Here is a 17,332-nt window from a genome sequence, read left to right as displayed (position 1 = left end):
GGCGTTACTGGCAAATGCCATCATTCAGGCCTTATCGGCGCCGTCCTTGCGCTTATCTTCGACCTTTTTCGCGGCCGGCTTTTTCGCTGCGGGTTTCTTCGCTGCCGGTTTCTTCGCTGCGGGTTTCTTCGCTGCGGCGCCAATCTCGGCCAGCATGCGCTCCAGTTCGTCGATGCGGTGGTTCAGCGCTTCGATCTCGCTGCGCGCCGGCACGTCGATGGCGGCCAGGGCGCGCGCCACGCGTTCCTCGAACACCTGCTCCAGCTTGCCCCAGGTGCCCGACGCGCGGCGGCTGGAACGCTCGGCCTTGCGCGCCACGGTGTCGGTGGCGTCCTCGACCTTGCGCGCGCGCTTCTGCAGTTCGGTCCCGTCGCGCACCAGGCGCGTGAACTCGCGCCCGCCTTCCTGCTGGGCCTTGGCAAAGGCGCCCAGGCCGGCCTGCCAGATCTGCTGCGCCGAGCTGCGCACCGCGCGTGCCAACGCTTCTTCTTCCTGCTCCAGGTCCTCGATTTTCTTGCTCATCGCATCCTCTTCCGTGTGGTCTCCATTGTAGGAGCGCACGCTAGAAGGCGGGTTCTAAACGCGCCCCGCTTTTACGTCCCTTCCCGGCGCCGCAGCTGCAGCGCCAGGGCGTCGCGCAGGGCCGCCATCAGGGTCGCGCCCATCCAGGGCTTGGCATAGTAGCGGTCGGCGGCGCCGCTGGCCAGGGCGCCAGCGATCTCGCCCTCGTCCTCGCTCTGGCCCGAGAGCAGGATGCGCACCGTCGGCGCGTACAGGCGCTGCGCCTCGGCCAGCAGTTCGGCGCCGCTCATGCCGGGCATGAAATGGTCGCTGACGATCACCGCCACCGGCTCGTGCCTGAGCATGGCCAGCGCCTGCGCGCCCGAGGACGCCGTGCGCACGCGCCAGCCCTGGTCTTCGACCATGTCGGCCAGCACCTCGAGCATGAAGGGGTCGTCGTCGACCAGCAGCAGGGTCTGTGCCGGCGTTGGTGCCGACATTGGCGCCGGTATTGGCGCCGGCGTGGCCGCCGGCAGGAAGGCCTCGACCTCGTCGGCGAAGCTGGCCGCTTCCACCGGCAGCGGAATGTAGCCGTCGAAGCCCGCTTCCAGCAGCGCCGCGCGCAGGGCCGCATCGCCGGGCGCCGCGAGCGCCAGCAGCACGCCGCCGCCACGGCCGGGCAGGCCGAAGGCGGCGGGATGGCGCGCCTGGCAGAGCAGCAGGTCGGGCGCCTGCGGGTCGTGGGCGCCGGTATTGACGATATGGCCGCGCTCGCGCAGCAGGCGCGCCATGCCGGCAAAGCTGGCGGGATCGTCGTCGAGGATGTGGATGCGGGCCGCCACGATGGCTCCGGAAGTCGATGAGACGGACTGTATCACGCCCGCTGGGACTCCTCGGTTTCCAGGGCCGCCAGTTCGTCCATGACGGCGTCGAGGATGCGCCGGTTGCGCCCCAGCGCCACGTGGCCGATGCCGCCGAAGGCGAGGTTGCGCGCGCCCGGCAGGACGCTCGACGTCTGGGGCGAGATGATGTTGTCGTGGTGCGAGAAGATCGAGGTGAACAGGGCCCGGCGCGGCGCGTCTTCGCCGGCGTCGAGCTGGCGCAGCCAGTCGCAGGGCACGCCGCCCTTGCGCCGCATCTGCGCCGCGTTCTCGCCGAGGCCGAAGTTGGCCAGGCCGGTGCCGAAGTGTGGCGTGCCGAGCGTGATCACGCGCACGATGCGCCTGCCTCCCTGCTCTGCACCGTATCTGCGCAGCCAGGCGCGCGCCACCAGGCCGCCCATGCTGTGGGCGACGATGGCGATGCGGGCGGCGCCGGTCTGCGCGCGCAGGGCCTCGGCGGCGCGCTCGACCTGGTCGACGTAATGCTCGATGTCGGCGGCCACGGGCGCCAGGTCCACCGTCGCGTGGCTGATCCGTACCCGTTCCAGGCGCGGCAGCAGGTGCGCCCAGTAGCCGCTGTTGCAGCCATAGCCGTGCACCAGCAGCACCGGCACCGCCGCCGAACCGGGGTACACGCGCAGCCCTTCCCGCGCCCAGGGCATGGTCCAGGAGGTGTAGAACATGCTGGCGCAGAATTCCTCGGCCAGCAGGTGCAGGCGCGCCGCCAGGCCGAGGCGGAACGCGGGCGGCGTCGGGCTGGCGAAGAACGCGGCCAGCACGAAGTTGTTCATGTTGATCGCAAGGCGCACCAGGGCCACGCAGCCGCATCCGAGCGCGGCGGCCGTCCAGGGGGCCAGCCCGAGCCAGCGCAGCGCGGCGAACGCAATCCCAAGCGCGGCGAGAAGCTGCACCAGCAGCACCAGTTGCAGCAGGCGGCGCGCAGTCATCGCTTCATCGCCTCCCGTATCAAGCCTGTGGACGCGGCGCGGGCTGGCCGGTCAGCTCGTGCGCCAGGCCGCTTGCCAGGCGCGCCGCCAGGCCATAGATCGACAGCTGCGGATTGGCGCCGATCGAGGTCGGAAACAGCGAGCCGTCGTGCACCGACAGGTTGGCCAGCCCGCGGTAGCGCCCGCTTGGCGCGACCACGCCGCGGCGCTCGTCGCCGGCCATGGTGCAGCCGCCCATCACGTGGGCCGAGGCCACGCGCGTCATGTGCAGGGCCTGCGGCAGGGCCGCGATCTCGCGCTTCGCTTCGCTCCAGCTGGTGTAGGCGCGCGCGGTTTCGTGGGCCGGGCGCACGGCGCTGGCGCCGGCGGCGAACTGGATCTCGGCCATCGTGAGCAGGGCGCGCCGCGCGCCGTCCCAGAGGAAGTCGTTCAGGGGGTAGTCGAGGACGCCGGCGCCATCCTTCAGTTGCACGCTGCCGCCGGGCGACTCCTCGTGGAAGCCGTCGCGCAGCAGCGCCAGCATGCCCTGGATGTGCGGGAACTGGCGCATCATGGCGGCGTGGTCCTGGCCGAAGCCGTTCATCGTGGTCGACAGCAGCACCGGGTGCAGCGGCGGCGCTTCGAGCTTGTAGCCGAGCGGGCCGTCGATGGGCGCAGTGTGCAGGAAGTGGTCGGAATACACGGTCTGCGGCGCGCCGGCATAGGCGTCCACGCGCTGCGGGAAGATGCCGGCCGAGATCAGCGTCGGGTGCAGGAAGGTGCGCTTGCCGAGCAGCTTGTTCGGGTCCGGCGCGTTCGAGCGCAGCAGCAGCGCCGGCGAATTGATGGCGCCGCCGGCCACCACGTAATGCTTGGCGCGCAGGCGCAACCGGCGGCCGTTGGGCGCCACGCCGTCGGGCTGCAGGGCGGTGCACAGCAGCGCCTGCACGCGCTCGCCCTCGATCTCGAAGCGTTCGGCGCGGACGCGCGTGACGAGCTGCGCACCATGGTCGAGGGCCGAGGGGATGGTCGTCACCAGCATCGACTGCTTGGCGTTGGTCGGGCAGCCCATGCCGCAGTAGCCGAGGTTCCAGCAGCCCTGCACGTTACGCCGGATCAGGCCCGAGGAAATACCGAGCTTCCCGGCGCCGCGCCCCAGCAGGGCGTTGTTCTCGTTCGGCGCGGCCTGCCAGTCCTGGATGTGCAGGCGCGCCTCCATCATCGCGAACCAGGGCGCCATGGTCCCCTCGTCGAAGCCGTCGAGGCCGAAGTGGCTGCGCCAGTAATCGAGTGTGGACGGCGGCGTGCGGAAGCTCGAGGTCCAGTTCACGACCGTCGAGCCGCCGACGGTGCGGCCCTGCAGGATCTTGATGCCCTTGTCGAGCGTCTGGCGCGCGGCAGATTCCTGGTACAGCGCGGGATAGGCATCGGCCTCGCGCATCTTGAAGTCTTTCGAGGAGCGCAGCGCGCCCTCCTCCACGATCAGCACCTGCAGCCCGGCCAGCGCCAGGATCTCGGCCGTCACGCCGCCGCCGGCGCCGCTGCCGACGATGACGACGTCGGCTTCCAGCGTGCGGTCGGCCTCCAGGGCCGCGCCGTCGACGATGCGCCAGCCGCGGGCAATGCCTTGTGCGATCGGGTCGGGGATGAAATCGTTGGTGGCTTGGTTCATGGCCGGCTCCTCACGACAGTTCTTTCAGTGGGCCGGGATAGCCGATTGCGCTCCAACTCACCGGCTGGGCATACCAGGCGCCGAGCGAGAGGTCGTGCAGCGCGCCGTAGGCACCGCGTAGCAGGGCCAGGCGGTGCAGGCGCCAGTCCTGGAGAAAGGCCGCGACCTCGCTCTCGGATGCCTTGGCCCAGCCGCCGGAAATGCCGGTCAGCAGGCGCCGTGCGGGCGCCAGGGCGAGCAGGCCGAACAGGTCCTGGACTTCCTTCTGCACGGCCAGGGGCAGATTCGCAATGGCGGTATGCACGCCCTCGACCGTGGCGGCAATGGCGGCCTTGCGCTCGGCCGCGCCGGCCGGCAAGGCGCCGGCCAGCATGGCGGGCACGATGGCGCCAAGCGCGGCGCGTGCTTCGCCATCGAGCACGAAGCGCTCAGGGTTGGGGGCCTGCGTGGCGCGGTAGATGCCGCCGCCGGCGGCCAGGACGAGCGCACCCAGCACGCCCGCCTTCAGGAAGGATCTGCGGCTTGTCTCCATCTGTCATCCTTGTTGTTATGTTCTTAGTGTACGCCAAACGCAGGGCCGCAAATCGCACGCGAACTAGAGGGAACAGTCGAAAAGATGGCATGAATGACAATCATGCAAAGCTCCTTTGCATGGGAGGCCAATGATGCAAATATTGTTTGCAGCGGTGGTTCGCTGGCCGTAGGGCGGGCAGCGCATGCGTTGCGTTCATGCCGGTTCCCGGGTAGCGCCGGCCACCCAACACAAGCATCACTTCTCAGCGGCGGCCGGGGCTTGTACCATAAGGCATTCAACCCAGCTTACGAAAGCAATCCATGACCGTTTCCGCACTCCTGCGCGCCGTCTGCGCAGCCACCCTGGCCGCCGCCTGCGCCCTGCCCGCCCATGCCGACAGCGCCTCCTCGGTCGCATCGAGCGCCGGCTCGGCCTCGTCGGGCAGCATTTCCGACTCGATCGGCGCCTCCAGCGACAGCTCCAGCGGCGACCGCCGCGTTGCCGCCGGCGACTACCGCGTCATCGACATCGCCCAGGCCCCGGCCAAGCCCGGCACCACGCGCATGACCCTGCGCGCCGCCGCCGGCCCGGCCCGCGAGTTCTACCTCGACGTGCCCGACCGCGCCCTGGCCGCACGCGGCGTCGCCAAAGGCGAAGTGGTGCGGGTGAACGAGCGCGTGTATGGCTACGAGTTCGCGCATGCCGACGATCGCCAGCCCTTCTTCCTGGCGCTGCAGGACGACTGGTACCGCGAGCTGGGCTCGAAGCAGGTCGCGATCTGATGCCACGCCCGGCGCGCCTGGCACGCCACGCCATGGCGGCGCTGCTGCTGTGCGCCGGCGGCGCGGCCCAGGCCGGCCTGCCGATCTTCTGCGAGCGCCCGCGCGCGATCACGGCGCGCGAGCAGGACCGCGTGCTGCGCTTTGCCGGCGCGGTGAAGGCGGAACTGGAACGCTCGGGCCAGGGCGTGGCCCTGATCGCGCGCGCCGGCGTCGACCTGGAGCGCTTCGGCCTGCTGTATTCGCATGCGGGCGTGGCCCTGCGCGACAACCCAGGCAGCCGCTGGGGCGTGCGCCAGCTGTACTACGCCTGCGAAGAGTCGCGTCCGCGCCTGTTCGACCAGGGCATCTCCGGCTTCGCGCTGGGGGCCGACGCGCCGGGCCACGGGCACGTGTCGCTGCTGTTCCTGCCCGACGAGCGCAGCGCCCTGCTGGAACGGGCGGCGCTCGACAAGCCGCTGGTGCTGTCGCTGCTGGCCGGCCAGTACAGCGCGAACGCGTATGCCTTCGGCACGCGCTACCAGAACTGCAATCAATGGGTGGCCGAGCTGCTCGCCAGCGCCTGGGGCCGGCTGGCAGGCGGCGCGCAGGCGCGCGAACAGTCCCAGGCGTGGCTACGCGCCCAGGGCTATGCCGCCGGGCCGGTGCGGATTCCCTCGCACCTGATGATGTTCGCCGGCCAGTTCGTGCCGCTGGTGCACGTCGACGACCATCCGGTTGAGGACATCCACGCGCTGGCCCTGCAGGTAAGCATACCGGACGCGATCGAAGGCTTCGTGCGGCAGCAGGTGCCGCAGGCGCGCCACGTCGAGCTCTGCCACGATACGCAGCGGATCGTCGTGCGCCGCGACGGGCCGCCGCTCGGGGCCGAATGCCGCGCGATGGACGGGGACGAGGTCATCGACCTGGCTTCATGAACCGCATCGAAGAGGAGGAAACATGGACGACAAGCGCTACTGGTTTCCCGTCAAGCCGCCGGGATATGGCTGGGGCTGGGGCCTGCCGCTGGTGTGGCAAGGCTGGCTCGTCTACGCCGTCTTCCTGTCCGCCCTGATCGGCGGGGTGATCGGATTGGCGCCCCTGGGCCAGCCGGCCGTCATCGCCTGGGGCTGCCTGACGGCAGCCCTCTTCGTGGCGGTCGTGGCGTGGAAGGGCGAACCCCGGAGCGATCCCTGATGAAATTCGATATCTACGGCCGTTTCCAGGTCGAGGTGCGGCGCGAGCACGATGGCTGGTCCGTCTACCGGTCGGAACAAGGCAAGCGCTGCCCCCTGCACGACGTCGTCATCCCAGGCCAGCTGGCCGGCGACGAGATCGCCATCTACCTGGACGACGTGTTTCACGAATACGCCGGCCTGGGGCAGGCAGTGCGGCGTATGCCGGACTGAATCGCTAGCGCTTCAGGATCTGGCGCGCGATCCCGCGCAGGATATTCACTTCCTCGGTCTCCAGGCCGGTGCGCGAGAACAGCCGCTTCAGGCGCGGCATCAGCTTGCCCGGGTTGTCGGCCTTCAGGAAACCGATCGCCACCAGCGCTTCTTCCAGGTGGGCATACATGCCCTCGACCTGATCCAGGCTGGCGGCGTCGCCATGGAAGCCGACCGGGGTGGCCGGCAAGGCGTCGCCCACGGCCCCCATGCGGCATTCATAGGCCAGCACCTGGGCCGCCTGCGACAGGTTCAGCGAGGAGTAGGCTGGGTTGGCCGGAATGTTGATCAGCACGTTGCAGTCTTCGACGATCCCGTTCGGCAAGCCGACCCGCTCGTTGCCGAAGATGAGCGCCGGCCGCAGGTCCTGCTGCCCGGCGATGTGCTCGGCAAAGTTGCGCGGCGTCCACACCGGCGGCGAAAATTCGCGCAGCCGCGCCGACACCGCCGCCGCGAAATTGCAGCCCTCCAACGCCTCGCCGATGCTGCCGACGATGCGCGCATTCGACAGCACGTCGAGCGCGCCGCTGGCAAAGGCCACCGCTTCGGGATCGGTGAGCGGGTCGGCGCAGCGCGGCGCCACCAGCACCAGTTCCGAGAAACCCATGGTTTTCATGGCGCGCGCCACCGAGCCGACATTGCCGGCGCGGCTGGTTTCGACGAGCACGAAGCGCAGGCGGGTGAAAAGAGACGTGTCGGTTTCGGTCGGGTTCATTTAAAATAGCGCCATCGCGCGGCGCGAACAGGTAGATTCTGGTCCCAAGGGCCGGGATTCTAACGGGTTCGGCGCCGCTTTGCTCTTTAATTCATTTGTTTCCGACGGTTCACGGCGCCACGTTGCGCGGTGGGCGTCAGCATTTTTTTACGGAAAAAGCTTACATGCACCCAATGCTTAACACGGCCATCAAGGCCGCTCGCCGCGCTGCCACAGTCATCAACCGCGCGTCTTTCGATCTGGACCGCGTTACCGTTTCGGAAAAACAACACAACGATTTCGTCACCGACGTCGACCAGGCTTCCGAGCAAGCCATCGTCGAAACCCTGCTCAAGGCCTATCCTGACCACGCCATCCTGGCGGAAGAATCAGGCGCCTCGCGCAATCTGAACGACGAAAGCGAATACGTCTGGATCATCGATCCGCTCGACGGCACCACCAACTTCCTGCACGGCTATCCTAACTACTGCATCTCGATCGCGCTGCAACAGCGCGGCGTGATCACGCAGGCCGTGGTCTACGACCCGGTGCGCAATGACCTGTTCACCGCCACCAAGGGCGCCGGCGCCTACCTGAACGACAAGCGCATCCGCGTCAAGAACAACGACCGCATCCTGAAATCCCTGCTGGCCGCCGGCCACGGCCCTGACCCGCGCGCGCTGGCCGAATACCTGCGCATGTACGAAGTCGTCGCCTCGCGCTGCCACGGCGTGCGCAGCGCCGGCTCGGCCGCGCTGGAACTGGCGAACGTGGCCGCCGGCCGCGTCGACGGTTACTTCGAAAAAGGCCTGAAGATCTGGGACATCGCCGCGGGTTCCCTGCTGGTAACCGAAGCCGGCGGCATCGTCGGCGAGTTCAACGGCGAATCGCAATACCTGAACAAGGGCGACATCATCGCCGCCGGCCCGAAGGTGTTCGCGCAGATGGTGCCGTTGATGGTCCCATTCGCGTAATTTCATAATCGCGTAGAATAGATGGATTGCAGGCCGCCGGCGCAGGACGCGCAGGGCGGCCTTTCAAGCATGTATTTCCACACTGCAACAAACCCACTATAATCGGTTCCGGGTCCGGCGCGTATCGTTCGACATGAGGTTCGACATGAGGCTCAACATCATGCTCGACATGTTCGACGCTGCACCGGTATTGCCTTGAACTGCCCATCCGATCCTGGCGCCGCTTGCGCCGGCGGCGGAATCAACTTCACCAGAGAATCTATGTCATTTGCTACCCTCGGCTTGTCCGACGCTATTGTTCGCGCAGTCACTGAACAAGGCTATACCACGCCGACCCCGATCCAGGCCCAGGCGATCCCTGCGGTGCTGGGCGGCGGCGACCTGCTGGCCGGCGCACAGACCGGCACCGGCAAGACTGCCGGCTTCACGCTTCCCCTGCTGCAGCGCCTGTCGACCGATGCTATCGGCGCCGCACTGAAAAGCAAGACTTCCCCACGCGCCGTGCGCGCCCTGATCCTGGCCCCGACCCGCGAACTGGCGGCCCAGGTCGAGGAAAGCGTGCGCCTGTACGGCAAGTACACCAACCTGAACTCGGCCGTGATCTTCGGCGGCGTCGGCATCAACCCGCAGATCAAACTGCTGAAACACGGCGTCGACATCCTGGTTGCCACCCCGGGCCGCCTGCTGGACCACGTCGGCCAGCGCACCGTCGACCTGTCGAAAGTGGAAATCCTGATCCTGGACGAAGCCGACCGCATGCTCGACATGGGCTTCATCCACGACATCAAGAAAGTGCTGGCGATCCTGCCGCCGAAGCGCCAGAACCTGCTGTTCTCGGCCACCTTCTCGGACGAGATCAAGGCCCTGGCCGACAAGCTGCTGAACAACCCGGCCTCGATCGAAGTGGCGCGCCGCAATTCCACCGTGGAAGTGATCGCACAGAAGATCCACCCGGTCGACCGCGACAAGAAGCACCCGATGCTGTCGCACCTGATCAAGGAAAACGACTGGCACCAGGTGCTGGTGTTCACCCGCACCAAGCACGGCGCGAACAAACTGGTCGAGCAGCTGGGCAAGGACGGCATCGGCGCCATGGCCATCCACGGCAACAAGAGCCAGTCGGCACGTACCAAGGCCCTGGCCGAGTTCAAGGACGGCAGCCTGCAGGTGCTGGTGGCCACCGATATCGCCGCACGCGGCATCGACATCGACCAGCTGCCGCACGTCGTGAACTACGACCTGCCGAACGTGCCGGAAGACTACGTGCACCGCATCGGCCGTACCGGCCGCGCCGGCGCCACCGGCGAAGCCGTGTCGCTGGTCTGCGTCGACGAGCACCAGATGCTGAAAGACATCGAAAAGCTGATCAAGCAGACCCTGCCGCGTCACGTGATCCCTGGCTTCGAGCCGGACCTGAACGCCAAGGCCCAGCCGATCCAGCTGCGCAGCGGCGCGCCGGGCCATGCCAACCGCGGCGGCCGTCCAGGCGGCGGCCGTGGTGGCCAGGGCCAGGGACGTAGCGCGGGTGCGGGCGCCGGCAACGGTGGTCGTCCGGCAGGCGGCGGCGGGAATGGTTCGCGTCCGGCGAGTGCCGGCGGCGGCAACCGTGGCGGCAATGGCGGCAATGGCGGCGCCAGCCGCGGCCCGCGTACCGGTGCGGCGCCACGCCAGGGCGGGCGCGACCGTTAATCGGCGCTAGCGTTTGCTGAGAAGGACAGGACCGGGATGCCGGCCTGTCCTTTTTTGTTGGCTCACGAAGTATGTTGACCTCAACCGTACGGTGGGCACTCTGTGCCCACGCGGAACGTGATGCCGCGTTATCGTCCGAGCGCGGCGTTACCACCGTGTGCGCCTTCAGCAAGCGCTCGCGGCATGCCCGAGAACGCGCCGGCGACACGCGGCTACCAGGGTTCTAAGCATGCAATCACCATGCCCACTTCCGCGTGGGCACGGCGTGCCCACCGTACGGTTGGCAGCGCCACCGCAAAAAATGCCCCCTCCCACACGATTGCCCCACCCCGGCAACTTTTCACCCCGAATGCTACGATAGCGGGCTGTCAACATTCGAGACCCGCCATGCCACGATTCGCCGCCAACCTGAGCACGCTGTTCCCCGAGCTCAGCTTCCTCGACCGCTTTGCCGCGGCGCGGGCGGCCGGGTTCGATGCCGTGGAATTCCTCTTCCCCTACGCCTGCGAGCCGGAATGGATCACCGGCCGCCTGGCGCGCTACGATCTCCAACTTGTCCTGCACAATTTCCCGCCGGGCGACTGGGCAGCCGGCGACCGCGGCATGGCCTGCGATCCGCGCCGCATCGGCGAGTTCCAGGACAGCGTCGGGCTCGCTCTCGATTACGCCGAGGAACTCGGCGTCAAGCAATTGCATTGCATGGCAGGCAAGATTCCGCCGAACGTGCCGCACGAACGCGCCCACGCCACCTACGTCGCCAACCTGCAGTTCGCCGCCGCCAGGCTGAAGGAAAAAGAGCTCGCCCTGCTGATCGAGCCGATCAACGACCGTGACATGCCCGGCTACTTCCTGACTGGCTCGCGCCAGGCCGCGGCCATCATCGAGGAATGCGGCGCCGACAACCTGTTCCTGCAGTTCGACATCTACCACATGCAGCGCATGGAGGGCGACCTGGCCAACAGCCTGCGCACCCTGCTGCCGCTGATCCGCCACATCCAGCTGGCCGACGTGCCCGGCCGCCACGAACCGGGCACCGGCGAGATCAACTACCCCTACCTGTTCCGCCTGCTGGACGAACTCGGCTACGGCGGCTGGATCGGCTGCGAATACAACCCGCAAGGCGATACCGCGCAAAGCCTGGGCTGGCGTACGGAACTGGCGGGCTGACCGGCTGTCAGAAAAGGTAGGGCTGGACAAGCCCTCCGGCTTGATGCACGATTGTTCCAAAATCAATTAAAGGGACCGCCATGATCCAGGGACTGCGCACCGTCATCTACCCCGTCACGCAATTGACCGAGGCCACCGAGTGGTACCGCCGCGTGCTCGACAAGGCGCCCTACTTCGAGCAGCCCTTCTACGTGGGCTTCGAGGTCGGCGGCTTCGAGCTGGGCCTGGTTCCCGACGGCGTGCCCGGCAGCGCCGGCGCCACCGCCTACTGGGGCACGTCCGACGCCGGGGCCGAGGTGGCGCGCCTCGAAGGACTCGGCGCCACGGTCGAGTCGTCGGTGGAAGACGTCGGCGACGGGATCCGGGTCGCCACCATCCGCGATCCGTACGGCAACCTGTTCGGCATCATCGAGAATCCCCACTTCGACCTGGGCAAGGTCGCGTAAGGCGCAACACCCTCAGCGAATGAGTTGACCAACTGCAACGCCGCGGCAGGCGGCGTTTGCCAGAATGGGTACTTTCCGGCCGGCATCTTCGCCGTTCGAAAGGACCCGATGAACACTTCCCGTCTCGTCGCCACCGCCCTGCTGGGCCTGAGCCTGTTCCTGGGCGGCTGTGCGACCACCAACGGTCCCGTCAGCCTGACCGAGGTGCGCGAATTCGCCGACGCCTCGGCGCGCCTGGGCGGCTATGCCGAGCTCTCGCGCCGCTACCGCGACACCTACGAGCGCGAACAGCCCTACCTGCCCGCCGCCGCCGACAAGCTGGCGCGCGAGAACGATGCCAAGCGCCGCGCCGTCTACGACGACTTCGTCGGCGTGCAAAAGGCGGTGGTGCTCTACATGCAGACCCTGAGCCTGCTGGCCGGCGACACCCGCTACGACCTGTCGGAACGCATCGACGATCTCGGCAACGGACTGAAGGCGAATACCGAATCGGGCCTGCAGCAGCGCCATATCGCCGCCTACACCGGCCTGACCCGCCTGCTGACGCGGGTGATCGCCTCGGGCTACCAGAACCGCAGCGTGGAAACCATGGTGCGCGACGGCGACGCCGACGTGCAGGTGCTGCTGGAAGCCATGATCTCGCTCACCCGCCTGTACTACAAGACCAATGAAAATGAAAAGAAGACCATCCTCGGCATCTTCGACGTCGAGCTGCCGTTCAACAACAAGACCGGCGACCGCATGCTGGTTACCCTGGCCAAGGTGCATTACCTGAACAAGGCCAGCGAATACAAGCTGATCGACCGCCGCTACGACCTCGCGCTGCAGGGCCTGACGAAAGTCGCGCTCGGCCACCAGAAGCTGCGCGAGAACCTGCACAAGCTGTCCGAGGCAGATGTGCGCCGCATGCTGGGCAATTACGCGCGGGATTTGCGAATGATCCGCGACGGCCTGTCCGGCGACTGATCCGAAGGAGATGCGATGGAAAACGAGAATCAGGCAGCCGCCGGCGCGGCCAGGGACAAGGGTGCGGCACCGGACGCGGCCATGGATGGCGGCGCGGCATCCGCTACGGCAGCCCCGGCCACGGCGGGTGCGTCGACCCCGGCGACGGACCAGGGCGGCGGCCTCGCCAGCGTCCAGCAGATCGTCGAGCTGGCGGATCAATTGTCCGCCTGCGCAGACCAGCTGCACGATCGCATCATGCGCGACATCCGCGCCTACGAGGGCCGCACCGTACCCGATGCGGTGCAGGCCGCTGCCCGCGCCCTGCTCGAGGACGAAGTCATCCTGCGCCAGCGCGCCAACGGTTTGTACGCCGACGCCGCCACCTACACCGTGAAGTCGCTCGGCAAATCGCAGCGCGGCGTCATCGCCCTGACCACCGAAGCGGCGGAAAAGATCCGCAAGATCACCCTGATCGGCGACATCACCGGCCTGGTCGGCGGCCTGCTGCAGCTGGCCGGCGCCGCGGCCACCGGACAGGCCGCCTCCATCGTCGGCGCGCTCGACAAGATCCGCGCGCACATGGCGGCGATCGAGGCCAACAAGACGCCGGCCCCGGCCAGCAAGCCCGCCTGAGCCGCTCCAGCCACCCGATCCACTTCAAGCGCCCGGGGCACATCAGCCGCCCGAGCCGCCGTAATGGGCGCACGCGTGCGCCCATGTTCTTCCCGCCCGCATCGCGCTACACTGTCCCCACACCGTCACCCGGGGAGTGCGCAATGGACCGCTTTCCTTTGCTTCAGGCCAGCATGCGGCCTGCGCAACGCCTTGTCGCGCTGCGGTCCTGAATGCATGCCCCTGCCATGGCCGCCCTCGACCAAGGCCAGCTGGCGCAGTTGCGCGCCACCCTCGAGGCCCGCCTTGCCGCGCTCAGCGGCCTGAACGACGTTGCCGAATCGCCCCCTGCGGGCGGGCGCGACCTGCCCGTGTCCGAAGTCGAAACCTCGCCCGCCGACAAGGCCACCGTGCGCCTGCTGAACGACCTCGCGCTCGAAGCGGCCGGGCACAATGCGGCACAGATGCAGGTAATGCGCAAGGCGCTGGCCAAGTTCGAGGACGGCAGCTACGGCCTGTGCGAGGAATGCGGCAACGACATCGGCTATTCGCGCCTGCAGGCCCGCCCCGAAGCGCGCCTGTGCATTGCCTGCCAGACGCGCTTCGAGAAACGCTAGGCGCAGTCAGCGCATGTGCTGGCCGCCGTTGATGGCAATGTCGGCGCCGGTCACGAAACCGGCCGCGTCCGATGCCAGGTAAGCAACCAGGGCCGCCACCTCGTCCGGCTCGCCCAGGCGCCCCACCGGAATCTGCGGCAGGATTTTCGTCTGCATGATCTCGGCCGGCACGGCGCTCACCATCTTCGTGCGCAGGTAGCCCGGCGATACCGTGTTGACGGTGATGCCGAAGCGCGCCGTTTCCAGCGCCAGCGCCTTGGTGAAACCGTGCATGCCGGCCTTGGCCGCGGCGTAGTTCGCCTGCCCGAAGGCGCCGGCGTTCGCATTCACCGAGGAAATGTTGACAATGCGGCCCCAGCGCCCGTTCACCATGGGCTCGATCACCGCCTTGCTCATGTTGAATACGCTGTCGAGGTTGGTGGACAGCACGGCGCGCCAGTCGTCCATCGACATCTTGCGCAGGCTGCGGTCGCGCGTGATGCCGGCGTTGTTCACCAGGACGTCGATGCGGCCGAAGGCATCGAGCAGGCGCGCCACGGTGGCGGCGCAGGCATCGTGATCGGTCACGTCGAGTTTGTACGCGGTAAAGTGGTAATGGTCGTCGCGCTGGGCGGCGAGCCAGCCTGCGGGGGCAGGATTGCCCGGCGAATAGGTCAGTGCAACCGCAAAGCCCGCGTCATGCAGGCGGCGGCACAGGGCGGTGCCGAGGCCGCCCATGCCCCCGGTCACCAGTGCTACGCGTTTCTCTTCCATCTTGTGTCCCCTTGTCGACGGCCAGGCGGCCGGAACGGACAAGTCTAGGAGCGCGGCTCCCGTGAACATTGAGATGGATCAAATACATATACTGCCCGGCCCGCTTGCGGTGCGCCGGAAAACAGGTTCGCCGAATGGCAAGCGAGCAGGCGGCGAATGCGCGGTGAGCGCCCGGTACTGGCTCAGTGGGCGCTCAGTGCACAATATCCGGCGGCTGCGACGGATCGAAATCGGCCCAGTCGCCGTCCACGATGTTCCCGCGCGCCCGTTCGATCTGTACCGCACCCAGCTTGCGCAACACTTCGACGGCGCGCCCCTCGTCGCCGGCTTCGTCGAAGGCGACGGCCACCAGCATGCCCGCCTTGCGCTGCTCGACCGGCGCGCGCCCGCCCTCTTCGTGCTCGCCGGCTTCCTTCATCTTGGAAAAGCTGAACAGCGAACCGACGTGGGCGCCGACCAGGCCGCCAACGATCGGGCCGGCCGGGCCGGTCAGCGGCACCGTGGCCGTGCCGACGGCCGCACCAATGGCGCCGCCGGTGGCCGCGCCCTGCACCACCCCGACCGGGGTTTCCTTGGCGCCCGGCGAATGGAGGTTGTCGCCGCCGATCGGGGTCATGTCGTGCTGGCCGGCCTGGCTCAGGTAAAACGCGCTGATGCGCTCCTGGCTGAAACCGGCCTCGGCCAGGGCACGGCGCGCGACGTCGACCTCGTCCTGGAGTTCGAAGTGTCCTGCAATGATGGTAGACATGGGATTCTCCTGCGTCTGTAATGACAACAGGATGCTCCTGCTGGGCTGCTCAATCTGTACGCAAACGCACGCAGTTGGAGCGCCTCGCGCTCCAGGACAGGTCTACTGCCATTGCCCATACACCATGCCGTAATCCGGCACCGGCGCCGGCGGCGCACTCCAGGCGCGTGGATCGACCCGGTAATACTTCAGGAATTCCTCGAACAGGGCCGCGTGGCGTTCGGCCAGGCGGTGCGGCTGCTCGAAAAAGGCCTCGGTGGCCACCGCGAAGAACTCGGCCGGATTGGTGGCGCCGTAATGGTCGAGCACGCCCTGCTGGCCGAACCAGGCATCGTGGCGCAGGGCGGCGAAGTCGCGCGACAGCACTTCCGACCAGCTGCGGTAGCGCTCGGCGCTGCCCAGGTAAGGCGCGCCGTTCGTGCTGCCGGATTCGCTGTCGAGCTGGTGGGCGAACTCGTGCAGCACGACGTTATGCGAAGGCGGCTCCTCGTTGTCGCTGCGGCGCACGTGGTCCCAGGACAGGATCACGCGCCCGTCGCCCCAGGATTCGCCCAGCAAGTCCTGGCGTTCCTCGCTGACCACCCCGGCTTCGTCGACCTGGCGCCGCGGCACCAGGAAGGCGCCGGGATAGACCAGCACCGAATGCAGGGTCGGATAGACCAGCTCGCCCCTGGTGCCGAGCAGCAGCAGGCAGGCCTGGCCGGCGATGGTCACCCGCATTTCGTCGGTGATCTCGAGGCCGGCGCAGCCGACGAAGGTTTTTTCGTGCAGAAAGCGGCGCACCAGGCGCTCCAGGCGGGTGCGCTGGGCGGCGCCCATGCCGCCATACTGCTCGACATTGCGCGCCAGCGTGTCCAGCGCCTCCTGCGGCAAGGGCCGGGCCAGCGCGCGGTGCAGGCGCCAGCGCGGGATTGCCCAGGCCAACAGGCCCGCGGCCACGAGGGCGGAAACGGTCAGCAGGGCTTCCATCAGCGCGTCCTGTCAAATAAGCCATCCATCAAGCTGTCCGACGTGCCTGCAAGCAGGTTGCCGCACACCTTGCCCGATAAAGCAGGGCCACTCACGCCGTCACGCGCTGGGCCAGGTGCGCATCGAGCTCATCGGCGCCGCCGATCAGGCGGCCTCCGATGAAGACCTGGGGCCAGGTGATGTTCCCGCTCACGGCGCGCAACACACTGATATTGATCTTCTGGCTCTGAGAAATATCCGTAAAACGCAAACGGTGATGTGCCAGCGCCGCCTTGGCGCGTGCGCAGAACGGGCACCCGGGGCGCGAGAACATGACGATCGGTTCCGGCGCCACGGCCTGCGGGTTGATGTGCCTGAGCATGGTGTCGGCATCGGACACGGCAAAAGGATCGCCCTCGCCCTCTTCTTCGATGAACATCTTCTCGATCACGCCGTCGCGCACCAGCATCGAATAGCGCCACGAGCGCTGGCCGAAACCGAGTTCGCGCTTGTCGACCAGCATGCCCATGCCGCGCGTGAAGTCGGCATTGCCGTCGGGGATGAAGGTGATCGCGTCCGCGTCCTGGCCATGCCGCCATTCGTTCATCACGAAGGCATCGTTGACCGAGATGCAGACGATCTCGTCGACACCGTTATCGTGCAGCACGGCGGCCAGTTCGTTGTAGCGCGGCAGGTGGGTCGAGGAACAGGTAGGCGTGTAGGCACCGGGCAACGCAAAGACGACGACGGTCTTGCCCTTGAACAGCTCGTCGCTGCCCAGGTCTTGCCAGACGTCGTTCGGGCGGATCTTGAACGTGACATTCGGTACTGGTTTGCCTTCCAGCGATTCGGCACTCGGCAGCATGGGATTCCTTTCTGTTATCAGGATATCCGCCGCAGGTGGGGCTTGTTGGCAGGTTTTCAACTGGCGGCAATGACCAACCACTCGATGTAAACGGCAAACGCCGCACTGGGCGGCGTTTACTTGACGACAGCGATCGTCGATTCAGGAAGGGCGCCACGGGTCTCCACCGCT

21 protein-coding genes are annotated in these 17,332 nt (G+C 67.5%); 11 read left to right on the top strand and 10 right to left on the bottom strand.

The window, feature by feature from the left end; all coding sequences use genetic code 11:
• Positions 1-24 precede the first annotated feature (24 nt).
• From LK540_RS22545 to LK540_RS22525, 5 genes are all read right to left on the bottom strand, one after another.
• Complete coding sequence (locus LK540_RS22545) at positions 25-522, bottom strand: phasin family protein (RefSeq protein ID WP_229439636.1); 498 nt, start codon at positions 520-522, stop codon at positions 25-27.
• A 71-nt stretch (positions 523-593) separates the two neighbouring features.
• Positions 594-1,343: a response regulator gene (locus LK540_RS25420; protein WP_229439635.1), complete on the bottom strand. Its 750-nt coding sequence runs from the start codon at positions 1,341-1,343 to the stop codon at positions 594-596.
• 32 nt (positions 1,344-1,375) lie between these two features.
• Complete coding sequence (locus LK540_RS22535; RefSeq protein WP_229439634.1) at positions 1,376-2,329, bottom strand: triacylglycerol lipase; 954 nt, start codon at positions 2,327-2,329, stop codon at positions 1,376-1,378.
• A gap of 19 nt (positions 2,330-2,348) precedes the next feature.
• Positions 2,349-3,980 carry a GMC family oxidoreductase gene (locus tag LK540_RS22530; RefSeq protein ID WP_229439633.1) on the bottom strand — a complete coding sequence of 544 codons (1,632 nt, stop codon included), beginning with the start codon at positions 3,978-3,980 and terminating at the stop codon, positions 2,349-2,351.
• Positions 3,981-3,990: 10 nt separating this feature from the next.
• A complete protein-coding gene (locus tag LK540_RS22525; RefSeq protein ID WP_229439632.1) occupies positions 3,991-4,512 on the bottom strand; it encodes a twin-arginine translocation signal domain-containing protein in 522 nt (173 codons plus the stop codon).
• Between the two features lie 302 nt (positions 4,513-4,814).
• Between LK540_RS22525 and LK540_RS22520 the strand changes: the two genes are divergently transcribed.
• From LK540_RS22520 to LK540_RS22505, 4 genes are read left to right on the top strand one after another with little or no spacing between them, the layout of a single operon-like run.
• Positions 4,815-5,276, top strand: coding sequence for a hypothetical protein (locus LK540_RS22520; RefSeq protein ID WP_229439631.1), 462 nt, complete (start codon positions 4,815-4,817; stop codon positions 5,274-5,276).
• Entirely contained in the window at positions 5,276-6,190 is a 915-nt protein-coding gene (locus LK540_RS22515) for a DUF2145 domain-containing protein (protein ID WP_229439630.1), read from the top strand. Before LK540_RS22520 ends, LK540_RS22515 begins: the two co-directional genes overlap by 1 nt.
• A gap of 22 nt (positions 6,191-6,212) precedes the next feature.
• Positions 6,213-6,449: a hypothetical protein gene (locus LK540_RS22510; protein ID WP_229439629.1), complete on the top strand. Its 237-nt coding sequence runs from the start codon at positions 6,213-6,215 to the stop codon at positions 6,447-6,449.
• A complete protein-coding gene (locus tag LK540_RS22505; RefSeq protein ID WP_229439628.1) occupies positions 6,449-6,661 on the top strand; it encodes a hypothetical protein in 213 nt (70 codons plus the stop codon). Before LK540_RS22510 ends, LK540_RS22505 begins: the two co-directional genes overlap by 1 nt.
• Positions 6,662-6,665: 4 nt before the next feature.
• Here the strand turns inward: LK540_RS22505 and LK540_RS22500 are convergent, their stop codons facing one another.
• Positions 6,666-7,415: an RNA methyltransferase gene (locus LK540_RS22500; protein WP_229439627.1), complete on the bottom strand. Its 750-nt coding sequence runs from the start codon at positions 7,413-7,415 to the stop codon at positions 6,666-6,668.
• A gap of 173 nt (positions 7,416-7,588) precedes the next feature.
• Between LK540_RS22500 and LK540_RS22495 the strand changes: the two genes are divergently transcribed.
• The 7 genes from LK540_RS22495 (at position 7,589) to LK540_RS22465 (ending at position 13,847) form a co-directional block, all read left to right on the top strand.
• On the top strand, positions 7,589-8,368 hold the full coding sequence (locus LK540_RS22495) for an inositol monophosphatase family protein (protein ID WP_229439654.1): 780 nt from the start codon (positions 7,589-7,591) through the stop codon (positions 8,366-8,368).
• 261 nt (positions 8,369-8,629) lie between these two features.
• Complete coding sequence (locus LK540_RS22490) at positions 8,630-10,057, top strand: DEAD/DEAH box helicase (RefSeq protein WP_229439626.1); 1,428 nt, start codon at positions 8,630-8,632, stop codon at positions 10,055-10,057.
• Between the two features lie 387 nt (positions 10,058-10,444).
• The gene (gene hyi, locus LK540_RS22485; RefSeq protein WP_229439625.1) at positions 10,445-11,224 is read left to right on the top strand and encodes a hydroxypyruvate isomerase; all 780 of its coding nucleotides are present in this window, start codon (positions 10,445-10,447) and stop codon (positions 11,222-11,224) included.
• Positions 11,225-11,304: 80 nt separating this feature from the next.
• On the top strand, positions 11,305-11,670 hold the full coding sequence (locus LK540_RS22480; protein WP_229439624.1) for a VOC family protein: 366 nt from the start codon (positions 11,305-11,307) through the stop codon (positions 11,668-11,670).
• A gap of 108 nt (positions 11,671-11,778) precedes the next feature.
• Entirely contained in the window at positions 11,779-12,636 is an 858-nt protein-coding gene (locus LK540_RS22475) for a hypothetical protein (RefSeq protein WP_229439623.1), read from the top strand.
• A gap of 15 nt (positions 12,637-12,651) precedes the next feature.
• Positions 12,652-13,251 (top strand): hypothetical protein, encoded by a 600-nt coding sequence (locus LK540_RS22470; protein WP_229439622.1) that lies wholly within the window; start codon positions 12,652-12,654, stop codon positions 13,249-13,251.
• 227 nt (positions 13,252-13,478) lie between these two features.
• Positions 13,479-13,847 (top strand): TraR/DksA family transcriptional regulator, encoded by a 369-nt coding sequence (locus LK540_RS22465; RefSeq protein ID WP_229439621.1) that lies wholly within the window; start codon positions 13,479-13,481, stop codon positions 13,845-13,847.
• 6 nt (positions 13,848-13,853) lie between these two features.
• Here the strand turns inward: LK540_RS22465 and phbB are convergent, their stop codons facing one another.
• The 4 genes from phbB to LK540_RS22445 form a co-directional block, all read right to left on the bottom strand.
• A complete protein-coding gene (gene phbB / locus LK540_RS22460) occupies positions 13,854-14,600 on the bottom strand; it encodes an acetoacetyl-CoA reductase (protein ID WP_229439620.1) in 747 nt (248 codons plus the stop codon).
• A 193-nt stretch (positions 14,601-14,793) separates the two neighbouring features.
• On the bottom strand, positions 14,794-15,348 hold the full coding sequence (locus tag LK540_RS22455; protein WP_229439619.1) for a hypothetical protein: 555 nt from the start codon (positions 15,346-15,348) through the stop codon (positions 14,794-14,796).
• A 102-nt stretch (positions 15,349-15,450) separates the two neighbouring features.
• Positions 15,451-16,317 carry a zinc-dependent peptidase gene (locus LK540_RS22450; protein WP_229439618.1) on the bottom strand — a complete coding sequence of 289 codons (867 nt, stop codon included), beginning with the start codon at positions 16,315-16,317 and terminating at the stop codon, positions 15,451-15,453.
• Positions 16,318-16,408: 91 nt separating this feature from the next.
• On the bottom strand, positions 16,409-17,161 hold the full coding sequence (locus LK540_RS22445) for a glutathione peroxidase (RefSeq protein ID WP_229439617.1): 753 nt from the start codon (positions 17,159-17,161) through the stop codon (positions 16,409-16,411).
• Positions 17,162-17,332 lie beyond the last annotated feature (171 nt).

It is taken from the genome of Massilia sp. IC2-278 (assembly GCF_020708045.1).
Classification (GTDB): Bacteria; Pseudomonadota; Gammaproteobacteria; order Burkholderiales; family Burkholderiaceae_D; genus Telluria.
This window is presented reverse-complemented; position numbering and strand designations above follow the sequence as displayed.

Bases quoted from the DNA above. Each gene is read 5' to 3' on its own strand.
- hyi (WP_229439625.1), top strand. From the start codon at position 10,445: ATGCCACGATTCGCCGCCAACCTGAGCACGCTGTTCCCCGAGCTCAGC.
- LK540_RS22500 (WP_229439627.1), bottom strand. From the start codon at position 7,415: ATGAACCCGACCGAAACCGACACGTCTCTTTTCACCCGCCTGCGCTTC.
- LK540_RS22480 (WP_229439624.1), top strand. From the start codon at position 11,305: ATGATCCAGGGACTGCGCACCGTCATCTACCCCGTCACGCAATTGACC.
- LK540_RS22445 (WP_229439617.1), bottom strand. From the start codon at position 17,161: ATGCTGCCGAGTGCCGAATCGCTGGAAGGCAAACCAGTACCGAATGTC.
- LK540_RS22475 (WP_229439623.1), top strand. From the start codon at position 11,779: ATGAACACTTCCCGTCTCGTCGCCACCGCCCTGCTGGGCCTGAGCCTG.
- phbB (WP_229439620.1), bottom strand. From the start codon at position 14,600: ATGGAAGAGAAACGCGTAGCACTGGTGACCGGGGGCATGGGCGGCCTC.
- LK540_RS22525 (WP_229439632.1), bottom strand. From the start codon at position 4,512: ATGGAGACAAGCCGCAGATCCTTCCTGAAGGCGGGCGTGCTGGGTGCG.
- LK540_RS22455 (WP_229439619.1), bottom strand. From the start codon at position 15,348: ATGTCTACCATCATTGCAGGACACTTCGAACTCCAGGACGAGGTCGAC.
- LK540_RS22470 (WP_229439622.1), top strand. From the start codon at position 12,652: ATGGAAAACGAGAATCAGGCAGCCGCCGGCGCGGCCAGGGACAAGGGT.
- LK540_RS22515 (WP_229439630.1), top strand. From the start codon at position 5,276: ATGCCACGCCCGGCGCGCCTGGCACGCCACGCCATGGCGGCGCTGCTG.
- LK540_RS22510 (WP_229439629.1), top strand. From the start codon at position 6,213: ATGGACGACAAGCGCTACTGGTTTCCCGTCAAGCCGCCGGGATATGGC.
- LK540_RS22520 (WP_229439631.1), top strand. From the start codon at position 4,815: ATGACCGTTTCCGCACTCCTGCGCGCCGTCTGCGCAGCCACCCTGGCC.
- LK540_RS22465 (WP_229439621.1), top strand. From the start codon at position 13,479: ATGGCCGCCCTCGACCAAGGCCAGCTGGCGCAGTTGCGCGCCACCCTC.
- LK540_RS22535 (WP_229439634.1), bottom strand. From the start codon at position 2,329: ATGACTGCGCGCCGCCTGCTGCAACTGGTGCTGCTGGTGCAGCTTCTC.
- LK540_RS22545 (WP_229439636.1), bottom strand. From the start codon at position 522: ATGAGCAAGAAAATCGAGGACCTGGAGCAGGAAGAAGAAGCGTTGGCA.
- LK540_RS22530 (WP_229439633.1), bottom strand. From the start codon at position 3,980: ATGAACCAAGCCACCAACGATTTCATCCCCGACCCGATCGCACAAGGC.
- LK540_RS22490 (WP_229439626.1), top strand. From the start codon at position 8,630: ATGTCATTTGCTACCCTCGGCTTGTCCGACGCTATTGTTCGCGCAGTC.
- LK540_RS22505 (WP_229439628.1), top strand. From the start codon at position 6,449: ATGAAATTCGATATCTACGGCCGTTTCCAGGTCGAGGTGCGGCGCGAG.
- LK540_RS22495 (WP_229439654.1), top strand. From the start codon at position 7,589: ATGCTTAACACGGCCATCAAGGCCGCTCGCCGCGCTGCCACAGTCATC.
- LK540_RS22450 (WP_229439618.1), bottom strand. From the start codon at position 16,317: ATGGAAGCCCTGCTGACCGTTTCCGCCCTCGTGGCCGCGGGCCTGTTG.